Genomic DNA, 15,263 nt, shown 5'->3' on the forward strand with positions numbered 1-15,263 from the left:
TTTTTTGTTTTTATGTGGCGCGCTTTATTTGTCGAATGCGCGGCGCATAAAGTTTGGCGTTGCGAGTGCCCCTTTGTGAATACCTGTGTTGTAATACTCAGTATCAAACTGGGCAGCATCCACATCTTGCTCTCTAAAGCCATTAAATTGCTCACCTTTACGCGCCAAAGTAGCAGACCATAAACCGCTTGGGTAAATTGGCTGTGGGAACGGTAAAGTTTGTAAATCCGCAAAACCAACATCTTTCATTGCTTGGCGCATCTCTTTTAGCAGCGGCATGTGCATCAGCGGTGACTCACTTTGTTGGATTAAAATCCCGCCATCACTCAGTGCTGCTAAACAACTGGTGTAAAACGCATGGTTGAATAGGCCTTCACCAGGACCAACTGGATCAGTACCGTCAACAATGATCACGTCGATAGAATTTGCCGCAGCTTCACGCATGTATTTGATGCCATCATCAAACATCACGGTTGCACGCGGGTCGTCATTGGATGCGCAAAGCTCAGGGAAATACTTTAGTGACATCTGCGTCACCACTTCGTCAATGTCGATTTGCGTGACTGATTCAACATCTGGGTGCTTAAGCACTTCACGTAAAGTACCGCAGTCACCACCGCCGATGATCACCACGTTTTTTGGTGCAGGGTGTGCAAAAAGCGCTGGATGGCTCATCATTTCATGATAGAAAAAGTTCTCACGTGTGCTGACCATAGTACAGCCATCAATGATCATCAGATTGCCAAAGTCGGTTGTCTCGTACATTTCAACTTTTTGAAACGGCGACTGAACCTCATCCAGCTTTTTATTGATACGCAGAGAAAAAGCGCTGCCATCTCGGTCACTTATCTCTGTAAACCAGCGGTTTGCTTCTAAATTAGACATGTTTGCTTTCACATTGAATTTAAATTTGGCGCAAATTTACCAGCGCCGAGGAATTTGCTCAATCTATTTTAGTCGATAGCAAGCAGTTTGTCTGTTTGTCATCAGTAGGTCACAGTCTGTGTATCTCAAGGCATATTTAACTATCGCTAATCACGATAAGGCGTATTAAAATGAGCACAGTATGAGAATTTTTTAGTAGGGTAAATAATGGAGTGGGGAGTCGATACCGCACGCAACACATACAATGTACAGCATTGGAGTGATGGCTACTTTGATATCAATGACAGTGGTGAGCTGATTGCTTACCCTGATGGTGACCATAGTAAAGCGCCAATCGTATTATCAGATCTCACCGAGCGATTTAAAGAGCAGGGGTTAACCTTACCGGTATTGGTGAGGTTCACTGATATTCTTCAGAATCGTGTTGATACGTTAACAGATGCGTTTGCACAGGCAAAAGCGCAAAGAGAGTATCAAGGTGAGTATACCTGTGTTTACCCTATTAAAGTGAATCAGCAACGCTCGGTGGTGAGCAAACTGTTGAGTCATCCAAGCGGCTTGGTTGGTCTAGAAGCCGGCTCTAAGCCTGAGTTGATGGCTATTTTAGGTTTGGCCACGTCGCCGATCACGATTGTTTGCAATGGCTATAAAGACAGAGAGTTTTTACGTTTGGCGCTGATTGGTCAAGCGATGGGCCATAAAGTGCAAATTGTGGTAGAAAAACTGTCTGAGCTCGATGCATTAATCAAAGAAGTGGATGATATGCACATTGAGCCAGCCATTGGCATTCGCATTCGTCTTAACTCTATCGGTAAAGGTAAATGGCAAAATACCGGAGGGGAAAAGGGCAAATTTGGTCTCACAGCAGGCCAGGTACTTAATGCCGTTGACACGTTACGTCGTCATAACAAGCTGCACTTGATGCAGTTAGTCCACTTCCATATTGGTTCACAGATCGCGAATATTCGCGATATCCAACGCGCACTGAGAGAGTGTGCGAGGCACTATGCGGAATTATCACAGTTGGGCGTGCCATTAAAAACCGTGGATGTAGGCGGTGGTTTAGGCGTGGACTATGAAGGTTCGGGTTCTCGCAGTGCTTGCTCTATGAACTATACGGTAGGCGAGTATGCGCGCAACGTAGTTAACGCCTTTGCCGAAGTCGCTGAGCAACATGATTTACCGCATCCTGATATTATTACGGAGTCGGGTCGTGCCTTAACAGCACATCATGCCGTGTTGATCACTGATGTGATAGATATTGAAACCGCACCGAGTGAAGATGTGCCAGAGCAGATCAGTGGTGATGAACACCATTTAATACAAGAGTTGCGACAGGCGTTATCTCGCCTTACGCCAAGGCTTGCGCTGGAAACGTACCATGATGCAATCCACTTATTTGGGGACGCACATGATCAATATGTTCATGGTCTCATATCTATGGCACAGTGGTCGCAAATTGAACGTCTGTATTTTACGATACTGAGACAGGTGCGTGACAGTTTAAGTGCGCAATCAAGGGCGCATCGTGAAGTATTGGATGATTTAAACGAAAAGCTGGCAGATAAGCTGTTTGTTAATTTCTCATTGTTTCAATCCTTGCCGGATGTATGGGGTATTCAGCAGCTGTTCCCTGTGATGCCGATTTCAAATCTCGACCAGCCGTTGACGCAAAGGTCGATTATTCAAGACATTACATGTGATTCTGATGGGCAAATTCGTGAGTATGTAGAAGGGGCTGGGATTGAGTCTAGCTTGCCTATGCCGCAATACCAGCCATCTGAGCAGTACCATTTAGCGATGTTTATGGTTGGCGCGTATCAAGAGATTTTGGGTGATTTACACAATCTATTTGGTGATACAGACTCAGTGCATGTCGAATTGAATGAGACAGGCTATCAGCTGACAAATGCGCTCAAAGGTGACTGTGTGGAAGACGTGTTACGTTTTGTGCATTACGATAAGCAGCAACTTATCGATAACTTCACTCGTCAGGTCAATGCAGTGGCCGTGGCGCCAAAAACAAAAGAAACCTTTTTAAAGGAATTAAAGATGGGGTTAACTGGTTATACCTATTTTGTAGATTAACCCTAACTGCTCAGATTTTTTATTCCCTTGAAATTGCGTATGATGCCCTCATCACAATACTAAGTTGTGATGAGGTATAGTCGAGTAAAATAAAAGTAGTAAAGGAACTTTGCATGTCGCTAGTCCGTCAAATTGTGGGGCTGATTTTATACGTCCTAAATACATTAATTTGGTTTGTGCCGATATTTATATGCGGTGTGCTCAAACTGATCCCCATTCCTCCGTTGCAGCGCTTACTCAGCAAACTTGCTAAATCATGTGCAAGTATGTGGGTTGCTGGCAATAACGTAAATCAGCGCTGCGTCTCACCGTATCAGCTGCAAATCAATGGCGCTGATAAGCTCAACAGAAAAGACTGGTACCTAGTGATTGCGAACCACCAAAGCTGGGTAGATATTTTAGTGCTACAGCGGGTATTGCATCGCAAAATTCCATTTTTAAACTTCTTTTTGAAAAAAGAGTTACTGTACGTACCGTTTTTGGGATTAGCTTGGTGGGCATTAGATTTTCCTTTTATGACCCGCACGAGTAAAAGCCAAATTAGGAAAAATCCTAAATTAAAAGGCAAAGACATCGAGACGACACGCAAAGCCTGTGAAAAATTCAAAACGATGCCAGTGAGTATTGTGAATTTTGTTGAAGGCACGCGCTTTACAGATGAAAAGCACCAAAGACAAAACAGCCCATTTAAACATTTACTTAAACCTAAAGCGGGTGGTATTGCATTTGTGATGCAGGCGATGGGTGAGCAAATAAATCAAGTGGTGAATGTGACCATTCATTATCCCAACGGTGTACCGACATTTATGGATTTCGTGGCTGGTAAAGCCGGGCAAATTAACGTTGAAGTTGAATTAATGCCAGTGAGTGACAAGTTGGTGGGTGACTATACGGGCGATAATGAATTTCGTGTTCAGTTTCAAGGGGAGCTTAACCGTCTGTGGTCTGAAAAAGACAAATGCATTGAGCAATTAGCTACTCCAAGCGAGTAATTGTTTAGTACGGCCCACAATAACAAGTGAGTAAGGGAAACAAACTATGAAGAGTATATTACCGAAGTGGTTTCACGGTGCGATTGGCGCTTTATTTTTGTTACTCAATACGGCATTTTGGGGGCTGATCATACTGGGCTTGGGCATCGTAAAATGGTGCCTGCGCGTTCGCTTACTCTCGGTGCTTTTACACTGGGCTTATCACAAATGGTGTGTGGGCAATCGCATTGGCTTAAAGCTCGGTGGGGTGTCTATGCATGTCAAAATGCCTCAAGCTATTTCAGTAAATGGTTGGTATTTACTGGTATCAAATCACATAAGTTGGTTGGACATAGTGGTACTGAGTGCGCAATCCCAGCTGCCCGCCCCGAAGTTTTTCCTTAAAGATGAATTGAAATATGTGCCATTGATTGGCACTGGGGCATGGGCTTTGGATATGCCGTTTATGAAGCGGGCTAGTAAAGCGCAAATTGCTAAAAATCCGAAGTTAAAGCGCATGGATGTCGAGCGCACAAAGCAAAGCTGTAAAAACTTTAAGCATCACCCAACGACGGTGATTAACTTTGCTGAAGGGACGCGCTTCACAGCGCAAAAACAGCGTCGCCAAGCGAGTCCTTTTGATAACCTTCTGAAACCAAAAGCGGGGGGAACTGCATTTGCATTGGATGTATTAAGTGAGCAGGTTGATGGCTTATTAAATACCGCTTTGGTGTATCACAGCGAGGACCTACATATTTGTCGTGCCTTTGTGCTAGGACGCCTTGATGCGGTTTCTTTGCAAGTTGACTATATTCCTATGAGTGAATTGCCTTTAGGAGATTATCAAGGTGATAAAGCATATCGAGTACAATTTCAGGCTTATATGAATACACTTTGGCAGCAAAAATCTGCACAGATAGCAAGACTAGAGCAGCGCCCTGAAGGGGAAGCGGATAATGTGCCATCAGAGGTGAACTCATTATGAGTATGGTCCATTTGCAAGATGTGATTTCGCCTTTTGTTGGCGGTCAGAGTATGCACCCATTTATCTTGGCGTCGCTAACAAACAGTGTATCACTGATCGGGTTAGTGGTTATTTTTGCCTTGATAAAGCTTGCGCTCGTGCCCAAAGTCAAAAACATGTTGTCTCAATTCTTACGCGCTAAGATTGCCTATCTTGCGCCTCAGTTAAGTAAACTCAGTGGCCGTGTGGCATTACTGATCAGCAGTATTTTGTTTGTGATGATCAACAAGTACATGTTTGTTGCGCCGGCGTGGGTCATGAGTCAGCTGCAATTGCTGGCCCAAGTGATTTTGATAGTGGCGTTTGGCTTCTTGGTGAGTTCATTATTGAACATTGCTCATACGATTTATCAGCAGCAAAAATTTGCTAAAGATGTGCCGATTAAGGGCATCGTACAGCTGGTAAAGCTGATGGTGTTTATTGTCACGACTGTGTTGGTGGTGAGCACCATTGTCGATAAATCACCGACATATATACTCTCAGGTTTTGGTGCCATTGCAGCGGTTACTTTATTGGTTTTCAAAGACACTATTTTGGGTTTGGTTGCCAGTATTCAAATTGCGGCCAATAAGCTCGTTGCCACAGGTGATTGGATCCAAGTCGATACATTTGGTGCCGATGGAGAAGTGATTGATTTAGGGCTCAATACGGTCCGAGTGCGCAATTGGGATAATACGGTGACAACCATTCCAACATACGCTTTGATATCGGATTCTTTTAAAAATTGGCGCGCGATGCAAGAATCTGCTGGCAGACGCATCAAACGCAATATCCCTATTGATATGAATAGTGTCTGTTTGCTCACGGAAGCACAAATCGGCGAGTTAAAAGTGAAGTTCCCAGCATTGAATGCGCTCAAGTTACCCGAGATGTGTAGCAACCTCACTGCATTTAGAATGTATGCTGAGTATTTGTTAAAGCAAAGACCCGAGATAAATACAGAGTGTACCTGCATGGTGCGTGAGCTATCACCATCATACCACGGCATTCCAGTGGAGTTTTACTGCTTCAGTAAAGACAAAAGCTGGGTGAACTATGAGCATATTCAGGCGAATATTCTCGACCAAATGTTGTTGTTACTCAATGAGTTTGAGCTGCGACCATACCAAGTGTTGTAATTGCATTATCACGGCTAGCTAAAGCAAAATGCACAACGCGTACAAAAATCACTGAGCTGAGTGCACCTAGTATGTTAAGGTGATGACACAGTCACGATTTTATTGTGGTATTTTTGTGACAATCAGATATGTTATAAAGAGGGAAAGCAGGTAAAGGTAGTGGCAAGTACGCTGAGTGTCTTGAAGTCAAAATGCGTGTTATTAGGTAGGTGATCGAATGAAGTTAATAAACGTGCTAATACAGAGTATGTTCGCTTTGACATTTAGTGCGTATAGCCTTGCGGTTGACCAAATTGTCCATGTTGCTGTTGATCATGCTCCGCCTTATAGTCGTTTAAACGATAATAACCATCCGCAAGGTCTGATCTTAGATATCCTCAAATATGCTGAATTAACCAGCGGGAAAAAATATAAAATTAAAGCTGTACCCTGTCCTTTTTCACGTTGTGTGCGTTTGCTCAGCAAAGGCAAAGTGGATGTCATGGGTGGCTTAATTCGAACCCCTGAACGTGAAAAAATCATGTCCTTTGTCGAGCCGCCTTATATGGTGCTGTCTTCATCGTTTGTCTTTTATGGTCAACAAAATAGCGATATTGAAGTCAACCGCTACGAAGACTTGCAAGGTAAGCGCATTGCTGTGATGCGTGGCGGCGCTTTTTTTCCACAGTTTGATAAAGACAATAGTTTAAATAAAGTCGCGGTGCCGTCTGAGCGTGTTGCGGTAGACCTTGTCTTGAAGGGGCGCGTTGATTTGGTGATTGCGGTTGAAGACACGGCTGATATTGCGATGGATGTGCTTGACCAGCCGATGCACAAATTAAAGAAAATGCAGTATCGCCATACCCAACCAATTTATGGCTATATGGCGATGAGTGAGTCGTTTGCCAATTCTGGATTGGGCAGCCACATCTCTCAGCAAATGCACACTATGGCAAAAAATAAGACGCTGGATAAATTAGTCGCGCCTTATCATTTACCTAAAATACCTACCCAGCTTATTGAACCGCTGGCCTCATTTTCACCGCACTAGTCATGTTAGGGCTGCTGTTTTGGCAGTTGAAGAGTAAGTTTAAATAGCAAGGTTTCCAGTTGATTGTACACGGCTTTAACCTCGTCTGTTTTCGCGTAAGTATCTGTCAATAAAACATAGCCAGTTTGATTAAAGCTATCAGTAAAGAGCAGTGAGGTGGGGCCTGTACCATGGCTAAGGTGGTAAAACTTGCGATTATCACGATGCCAAAAATAATGAGGGTGGGGGGCATGCTCGCTGGATATATCAGACGACTGTTTGCTTAATAAATTGCTGATATCATTTGCGGTAGATATCAGTCTGTGAGGCGCTTGATCTGATGTGCTATACCAGTGTGTACTGTGCATATTGAGTGGTTCAAAAACATAGTGCTGGGTTAACTGAGACAAGGGCGCTTGATGTGTTTGTGAAAAAAGTGAGCTGGCCAGTGTGAGACCTAAGCGAGAGTAAATCTCAGCATTGCCTTTCTCAATCCCATAATGACTCGAAAAGTTGCCTTTGTGATATAGCGCCCCTGCTTTATGTAAATATGCTTCTAGCAAAGCGTCAGGGCTGGTAAACAAGTCAGGGCAGGGACTTTGCGCGGGCTCGTTGATACAGGGTAAGAGAGATTGATCATCAACAATACCGCTTTTGCCCGTTAACAGCTGCGCCGCTGTGATATGCTCAATGGGGCTGTCTAGCTCAAAAGGCAATATATGCGCCAAAGGCTGGTCGAGCTGTAACATGCCGTCAATGCTCGCATTGTGCATCGCATCCCCAATTAACACGCTGTCTAAACCCGTGACATCAAACGGACTGTCGGTATTGACGGTACGTTCGGGTTCTATTGAAAATCCTTGACTATATATGGGTTTACCCTGTGCCATAACCGCAATGGCGATACTTGGGATATTACCTTGTGTTTGAAGCGCCGTGACTTGACGCTCAAAGTCGTCGATATCCATTGCGGGGAAGGGCGTTTTATCGAGCTTATTCAGCACGAAGTCATAGGTTTCAAATCTACGCATTTTGAGGTCATATTTACTGAATGCAGGGACAAGGTGATCTGGTGTGAAGCCTGAATGTTCAAACATGTCGCCTTGGGCATTGCGATACACTTCATTGGATAAACTGATTTGCCAGCCGTTTGGTAGGGTAAAACGCAGGGCATCAGACAGTGAACCTGCGGTTTCCTCCCCGACTAAGGAGACATGGGGGAGTTGATCCATGGCCATAGTGAATACCTCTGCGGCACTGATGGTTAACTGGCTAGTGAGTAGGTATACAGGTCGTGTGTAAGCAGTTTGCTTGGCTTTCAACTGTTGACGCACAGGAATACCGCGCCCTGAGGAGTTGATGGCTCGCTTATTAAATGCCAACACATCTTGGTCAGAAAAGTAATTGGCAACGGCCAAAGCGATGGCATCATCTCCGCCAGTGTTGTGGCGGATATCAATGATGATGGCGTCAGTATCTTGGAGGTCGGCCATAACGTTGTCCATCATAGCGCGCGCAGCCTTTAGGTTTTGAACTTCATCAGCATCATCGTGTGTGGCGTAGCTGTCTAGGTTGTTTAGAACCAGCACCCCAACATTACTTGCTGTCTTACCCCAAAGTGCAGTGGCATTGTCACCCTTTTGAGAGTGTGTCTGGATACTGTCTGTTAAGAGGTATTGTTTACTCACTTGCTGTGATTGAATTTGATAATCTTCGAAGAGTGTATTTACGTCACCGGGCTTGCCTTGCAAGCGCTGTAAAGCCGCATCTTGCTGTATGGCGCTTAGGATAGGCGTTGGCTTGTGAGAAAAATACTCCTGTTGTGCAGAGGAGATGGTGACATGCATATCTTGCAGGGGTGCAACCATGTCTGAAAGCAGTGTAAAAAGTGCTTCATCAGTCATTGTATCAGTCACTTGGGCACGGTATTGCTGATATTGTGCCTGCCAATCAAGGCCTTTGACTGAGAAAAACGCATAGTAGTCGTTAAAAGTATGCCAGAAGTAGTCAAAGACAGCATGAGGTGAGGCGCCCTTAGATATTTTTATGGGGGTTACACATTGACTTGGCAATGCATCACTGTGTGTATATTGGCTTGGGTACACATCCCCTTGACGTTGTATTCGCAATCGATTCGAGTCGAGTATGTCTATGGATGATAATGCTGCGTTTGCTTCACTGTGTGGTTGCGCTGACACTTGAATGCAGCCAAAGCTGTTATACTGATAGCTGAGTATGCGATTCATGGTGATATGAAGGGCTTGTCCGTAGCCTGTTTTTTGCCAATTTCCCGCGGAGCGCTGCAAATCAGTACGATGATCTTGATTATCCTGACAACCAGTGAGCATTAAACAGGTGGCCATTAAACAGAAGGTGTATTTCAAAGCCAGTGTCATAATCAGCAATCCTTTGTATGTTGGTGTCTAAATAAAGTGACATCGAGTCTACAAGTCAGTAAGTGGATGTGCTGTAAGCTAGTTGACTAAAAACGTCAGTAAATGTGTAATCGAAGCTACATTTTTAAACAGTTCACCGCTTTGTTTGCGGTTAGTCTGTTGAGCATGGTGTGTTTAAGGATAAATAGATGCGGTTTGAAAATTTGGCAGCGAAGTACTTTTCTATGAGTGAGGACGTGTGGCAAAGACACGCAAATCCTTGGAGTGTTTGGACGCGCTATAGCTGTTTACCGATGTTGATTGCGTGTATTTGGTGGCGTGAGCTATTTGGAGTATGGTTTTGGCCAATATTAGTTGCACTGAGTGTGTGGATTTGGATAAACCCTAGATGCTTTAAAAAGCCTGCCCATACAGACAGCTGGGCGTCACAAAGTGTGCTTGGAGAGCGCATCTTAATTTACCAGCGTGCGCAAGTACCCTTGCACCACTTCAAAACACTCGATGTGATTTCAGCGTTATTATGTGTATTTACCGCGATGTCTGTCGCCGGGCTGTTTTTTCATGAGCCGATCAGTACGTGCACCGGTACAGTTGGCCTCATCCTCGCAAAAACATGGTTTCTCGATCGCATGGTGTGGCTCTATCATGAGGTGCATGGTCGTGATGAGGCCATTAATTAGCGAACATCGCACACAACTCGTCTGCGCGACACATTACGACAGTCACCCGCTGATAACCTATACGTTTAAGTTGCTCGGCGGCAAATAAAGCGCGACTACCCGCCGCACAATGCAGATAGATGGCGCGATTTTGATCCGGCTCTAATGTAGGCAGTTTAAACTCGAGTAAACCTCTTGGGATATTGACTGCGCCCATGGGGGCGCCGGCTTGGTGCTCCGACATTTCCCGCACATCAATCAATAAACCGTGATCGGACTGTATTTCTTGTTTTGCTTGCATACCATCAATACACCTTTGTTGGTCTTTGAGAATAGTGAGTAGTGCTTGCACAGATTTGGTCATAATTGTGAGCTCATTACATTAGCATTTCCTAATATTAGATCTTTCTAATATACTTGTCTATAATGCCGTCAAAGACAAGTGACATGGACATAACATTGAAAGCACAAGATATGGCGCAAAGTGCAGAGCACGCAGAGACGCTACTTAAACTGATGGCAAATAAAAACCGTTTAATGATTTTATGTAGTTTGCTACAGCAAGAAATGAGTGTCAGTGAGTTAAATGCGCAGGTACCACTGGCACAGTCTGCATTGTCGCAGCATCTGGCTGGGCTTCGTAAAGCCAATGTGGTGGCAACGCGTCGTGATGGACAGACAATTTACTATCGGATCATTGATGATAAGGTCACGGCGATTTTGGCTCAGTTGTATCAACTATTTTGTCAGCCAGCTATCGATGAGGACGGCAGTTAATGTTTACACGCGTTATGAGAGAACTGCTGCATAGTCGCATTCCTCTATTTATATTACTGATCAGTATCCTATTCGGGATACTGGCGTTGCATCAGACTGCACGTGAAGAAGAGCCGCAAATCGTGGTGCCAATTTTGGATATCCATGTTGAGGTGCCAAACATTGCGGCCTCTGAAGTGGCACGTTTGGTGACCGAACCCCTTGAAAAAATACTCAGGCAAATCCCGGGTGTTGAGCATGTCTATTCGACCAGTGCATCTGGTAGTGTTGCTGTCACTCTGCGCTTTGAGGTCGGTCAGGACCGTGAGCGCGCCATACTCAACACTTATACCAAATTATATGCCAATGAAGATACGATGCCGAGTGTGGTAAAGCACTGGCAAATAAAACCGGTTGAAGTGGATGATGTGGCGATACTGATGTTGGGCTTATACAGTGAAGACCCTGAACGCTATAGCGACTTCGAGTTAACGCGTATTGCGCAAGAAGTCTCGGCACAATTGCAGACCATTAATGACACCAGCGAAGTGTCGGTGCTATCTGGGCGTACACGGCAAATTCAGGTCGCACTCAACGCCAGCGCATTGGCTGCGTATCACACCACGCCACTTGATGTATTAAAGGCAATTGAATATGCCAACCAACTAGATACGGTGGGGGACTTTGTTGTTGGCGATAAGCTTTGGCAGTTGCAAGCTGGAGATGTGCTACGTACGACCGAACAATTAAACCAATTGGTTGTGAATGTCGTTAATGGCAGACAGATTTATCTCTCGGATATTGCCACTTTGCATGATGGACCCAGTGAGCCACATCACTATCAGTGGATCACACTGGATGATCAGCGACGTAATTTACCTATGGTGACCTTGAGTGTTGCTAAGCAGCGCGGCAGCAATGCCGTTCAGGTCGCTGAGCAAAGTCTGGCCATGATGGAGAGGCTGGAGTCTGAATTATTTCCAGCCGGTGTACGATATCAGGTATTACGAAATTATGGGCAAACAGCGGATGAGAAGGTAAACAATCTCACTGCGAGTTTGGCTTTTGCGATTGTGACTGTGGTGGTATTTATTGGCCTCTTTTTAGGTTGGCGGCAGGCACTGATCATTGGCTTGGCTATTCCTGTGTGTTATGGGATCACACTCAGTTTGGGCTATCTATTTGGTTACACCATTAACCGGGTAACCTTGTTTGCATTGATCCTTGCCTTGGGGTTATTGGTGGATGACCCCATTACAGGGGTCGACAACATGACGCGTCTTTTACGTCGTCACACAGATAGGTTGAGCCCATCAAAACGTGCCAATACCATTGTGGATGCGATGCTTGAAGTAAAAGTGCCGCTATTAACTTCCACATTGACCATCATCGTGGCATTCATTCCATTGGCATTTATTACAGGCATGATGGGCCCTTATATGGCACCCATGGCGTTTAATATTCCAGTGGCGGTGATTGTATCCACCTTAGTTGCTTTGTTTGTCACGCCTTGGTTGGGCAATAAACTACTGAGCAGCACGACAACCACAGAGACTGCGCAGCATAATCAATGGTATAGAGGGTGGCTGAGTTCGCTGCTCGCGAACCCAATCAGAGCAAAATGGCTGCTTTGGTCTGTACTTGGCTTATTCATTGTCAGTGCAAGCTTGCCATTGCTGCGTGCAGTGCCACTCAAACTTCTACCATTTGATAACAAAAATGAAGTGCAAGTGCTCATTGATATGCCACGAGGTACGAGTTTAGAGGCCACGGCAGCAATGACGCAGCGAGTACAAGAGGTTGTTTGGCAATTACAGGAAGTGACGGCAATGGCTGCCTATGTTGGTCGGCCATCCAGTGTCGATTTTAATGGCATGGTGCGCGGGTATTATCAACGTCATAGTAGTCACTTTTCAGAATTAAGAGTCTTATTAGTTGATAAGCAGCACCGCGTTCATCAGTCTCATGCTGTGGTGCTGAGAATGCGTGACGCATTGGCGCCACTGATAAAAAATGGCATTCGCATCAAAGTGGTTGAGGTACCACCCGGGCCTCCTGTGATGTCGACATTAGTCGCTGAAGTGTATGCCAGTGATTTATTTACAGATAAGGCAACGCATGTGGCAGCCGCCCATGTGCTCAAAGCACGGATTGAGCAAGAAGCGCATGTGGTAGAGGTTGATATGTCTTTGGTCCCTCAAGCGATGCGCCAACGCTTCATTTTGGATAAACGCAAAGCCGCATTATCAGGTATTGTCACTCAGGATGTGAACCAGACATTGCAAATTGCCAGTGGTGGTTTCGTTGCAGGTGTGTTGCAAGTGCCCCATGAAGTCACCCCGCTTGATATTGAATTACAGTTGCCCTTTGCAGAGCGCAACCAATGGCCTGTGATCAATGCACTGCAGTTAAGAGGTACGCATACATTGGCAAAAATGACGACGGGGAATGCACTTGAAAGTACCACTTCACCTCTGGTGCCTTTGGGGGAGCTTGGACAGTGGCAGCAAAGTTTAGTGGAGCAGCCTATCTATCGCAAAGATCTCAAAGAGGTGATTTATGTGACGGCTGAGCTTAATGGAAGAACGCCGGCAGCGGTCATTGCAGATATTGTCAGTGATGAGGGTAAAACGACACAGCAAACTCAGTGGCCTTGGCAGTCACGAACATTTTTATCCAGTGGCGCAGGGCTTGGATGGCAGTTGCCAGCAGGGACAGAATACCGTTTCTCTGGTGAAGGAGAGTGGCGTATTACTGTGGATGTATTTCGCGATATGGGGATTGGCTTTGCCTTTGCACTGATGGCGATTTTCATCATTTTACGCTGGCAAACAGCATCGAGTGCACTGGCTGGCATCATTATGTCGGCTATTCCATTGACCATGATAGGGATCATGCCAGGGTTTTGGCTATTAAATCAATTTGGCGAGCGCACCATAGCTGGCGCACCTGAGCCCGTGTTGTTCACCGCCACAGCCATGATTGGCATGATAGCGTTGGCAGGGATTGTGGTGCGAAATAGCCTTATTCTAGTCGAGTTTGTTAATCAGCAACGTGCACGTGGAGTGGCAATAAAAGAGGCACTATATCAGGCTGGGGAAGTGCGCATGCGGCCAGTATTGCTTGCGGCTGGAACAACCATGTTAGGTAATTTAGTGATTATTTTAGACCCTGTATTTAGCGGTCTCGCACTGGCGATTATTTTTGGCACTTTGGCATCCACAGTATTGTCACTGTTTGTGGTGCCTGTGGTGTATTTTTTGGTGTTTAAAGACACACAATATGAGGAGGCGGACAATGCGCTTAACAACTAGACATTGGGGAGTGATGGGCGCATTCATTGCTTTAGGGGTTTTATTAGGTGCTTTTTCCGGGTTATTTAATCCACAAGTTGAGCCGCAACTTCGTTCTAAGTCAGCTGTATACAATGGCGAGCAATACCTTGTTACCACGACAGAGGTGACGCCTGAAGACTTTGTCAGCGCCAGTTTGGTTGCTAAAGAGAATACGCACGTATCTAGTCGTGTGTTGGCACAGTTACACACGCTTGAGGTGCGAGCGGGTCAACTAGTGAAAAAGGGTCAATTACTGGCGACTTTAGAAGATACCCAGTTACGTGCTTCTATGGAGGAAATTCGCGCGCAAAGTCGGGCCAATGATGCGCAATTATCTCAGGCACAAAAACAGCTCTCTCGCAGCGAAGCTTTGTTGAGTAAAGGACTCGTCGCTAATAATCAAATGGATGAATGGCAAAGTAAAGTTGATGAGCTCAAGGCACGCCGCGCTGCACTGACTGAGCAATTAAGTGGCGCACAAGCTGCGCTAAGTTATACGCGCTTGCATGCGCCATTATCTGGCGTGGTGGTGGAAAGACTGCAAGAGCCAGGTAGCATGCTTAGCCCTGGTGTGCCGATTGTTGAGATTTTTAACCCTGCGAGTTTGCAAGTCAGGGGGGCTGTGCGCTCTAGCTTAGCGGGGCAGCTCAAAGTGGGTGATACATTGCAGGTGGAATTGAAGGCGTTGAGTACAACCGTCATGGGCACTATCAGTGAAATTGTACCTGTAGCAGATAGTTTAGCCCGACAATTTGAAATAAAGCTAGATATTGTGCCACCAAAAGGCAGTAAGCCGGGTATGTATGCACAGATAAGCTTGCCTTCCAAGCCTCTCAAGAGGGTGGTGATCCCACTGCAGTATGTAAAGCGCACTGGGCAGTTAACCATGGTGTATGTTGTTGAGCAGGGAGTAAAACAGCGCAGACTGGTCCGCTTAGGCCAAGTATTGGGAGAGGATGTGGTGGTGGTCTCTGGGTTGGCAGCAGGGGAAGTACTGGCGATAGCCAGTACTTCCTCTTAAT

The 15,263-nt window shown here is 45.5% G+C and carries 12 protein-coding genes; 9 read left to right on the top strand and 3 right to left on the bottom strand.

The annotated features are described in order from the left end of the window. Positions 1–24: 24 nt before the first annotated feature. Positions 25–885: a polyamine aminopropyltransferase gene (gene speE, locus AC2CZC_RS07220; protein WP_284023118.1), complete on the bottom strand. Its 861-nt coding sequence runs from the start codon at positions 883–885 to the stop codon at positions 25–27. 207 nt (positions 886–1,092) lie between these two features. On the opposite strand from speE, the gene speA reads away from it, so the two are divergent. From speA to AC2CZC_RS07245, 5 genes are all read left to right on the top strand, one after another. Then, positions 1,093–2,973: a biosynthetic arginine decarboxylase gene (gene speA, locus AC2CZC_RS07225; protein ID WP_081216461.1), complete on the top strand. Its 1,881-nt coding sequence runs from the start codon at positions 1,093–1,095 to the stop codon at positions 2,971–2,973. Between the two features lie 113 nt (positions 2,974–3,086). Further along, positions 3,087–3,965 (top strand): acyltransferase, encoded by an 879-nt coding sequence (locus AC2CZC_RS07230; RefSeq protein WP_484584334.1) that lies wholly within the window; start codon positions 3,087–3,089, stop codon positions 3,963–3,965. 46 nt (positions 3,966–4,011) lie between these two features. After that, positions 4,012–4,929, top strand: a complete 918-nt coding sequence (locus AC2CZC_RS07235) for an acetyltransferase (protein ID WP_063361935.1) — start codon at positions 4,012–4,014, stop codon at positions 4,927–4,929. Then, a complete protein-coding gene (locus AC2CZC_RS07240; protein WP_484584335.1) occupies positions 4,926–6,086 on the top strand; it encodes a mechanosensitive ion channel family protein in 1,161 nt (386 codons plus the stop codon). Before AC2CZC_RS07235 ends, AC2CZC_RS07240 begins: the two co-directional genes overlap by 4 nt. 217 nt (positions 6,087–6,303) lie before the next feature. Continuing rightward, on the top strand, positions 6,304–7,116 hold the full coding sequence (locus AC2CZC_RS07245; RefSeq protein ID WP_484584336.1) for a substrate-binding periplasmic protein: 813 nt from the start codon (positions 6,304–6,306) through the stop codon (positions 7,114–7,116). A gap of 5 nt (positions 7,117–7,121) precedes the next feature. Here AC2CZC_RS07245 and AC2CZC_RS07250 read toward each other — a convergent pair whose 3' ends face one another. Continuing rightward, positions 7,122–9,491 (bottom strand): S41 family peptidase, encoded by a 2,370-nt coding sequence (locus tag AC2CZC_RS07250; RefSeq protein ID WP_484584337.1) that lies wholly within the window; start codon positions 9,489–9,491, stop codon positions 7,122–7,124. Between the two features lie 188 nt (positions 9,492–9,679). Between AC2CZC_RS07250 and AC2CZC_RS07255 the strand changes: the two genes are divergently transcribed. Next, positions 9,680–10,171, top strand: a complete 492-nt coding sequence (locus tag AC2CZC_RS07255; protein ID WP_484584338.1) for a DUF6653 family protein — start codon at positions 9,680–9,682, stop codon at positions 10,169–10,171. On the opposite strand, the gene AC2CZC_RS07260 is transcribed toward AC2CZC_RS07255, so the two are convergent. Beyond that, the gene (locus AC2CZC_RS07260; protein WP_484584339.1) at positions 10,164–10,514 is read right to left on the bottom strand and encodes a rhodanese-like domain-containing protein; all 351 of its coding nucleotides are present in this window, start codon (positions 10,512–10,514) and stop codon (positions 10,164–10,166) included. The genes AC2CZC_RS07255 and AC2CZC_RS07260 overlap by 8 nt on opposite strands. A gap of 83 nt (positions 10,515–10,597) precedes the next feature. Here AC2CZC_RS07260 and AC2CZC_RS07265 point away from each other — a divergent pair, with 83 nt between their 5' ends. The 3 genes from AC2CZC_RS07265 to AC2CZC_RS07275 are packed head-to-tail and all read left to right on the top strand — an operon-like array spanning position 10,598 to position 15,262. Then, complete coding sequence (locus tag AC2CZC_RS07265; protein WP_484584340.1) at positions 10,598–10,927, top strand: ArsR/SmtB family transcription factor; 330 nt, start codon at positions 10,598–10,600, stop codon at positions 10,925–10,927. After that, positions 10,927–14,220: an efflux RND transporter permease subunit gene (locus tag AC2CZC_RS07270; RefSeq protein WP_484584341.1), complete on the top strand. Its 3,294-nt coding sequence runs from the start codon at positions 10,927–10,929 to the stop codon at positions 14,218–14,220. Before AC2CZC_RS07265 ends, AC2CZC_RS07270 begins: the two co-directional genes overlap by 1 nt. Then, positions 14,204–15,262, top strand: coding sequence for an efflux RND transporter periplasmic adaptor subunit (locus AC2CZC_RS07275; protein WP_484584342.1), 1,059 nt, complete (start codon positions 14,204–14,206; stop codon positions 15,260–15,262). Before AC2CZC_RS07270 ends, AC2CZC_RS07275 begins: the two co-directional genes overlap by 17 nt. Position 15,263: the final 1 nt, after the last annotated feature.

This window comes from Pseudoalteromonas sp. MMG033 (assembly GCF_057197785.1).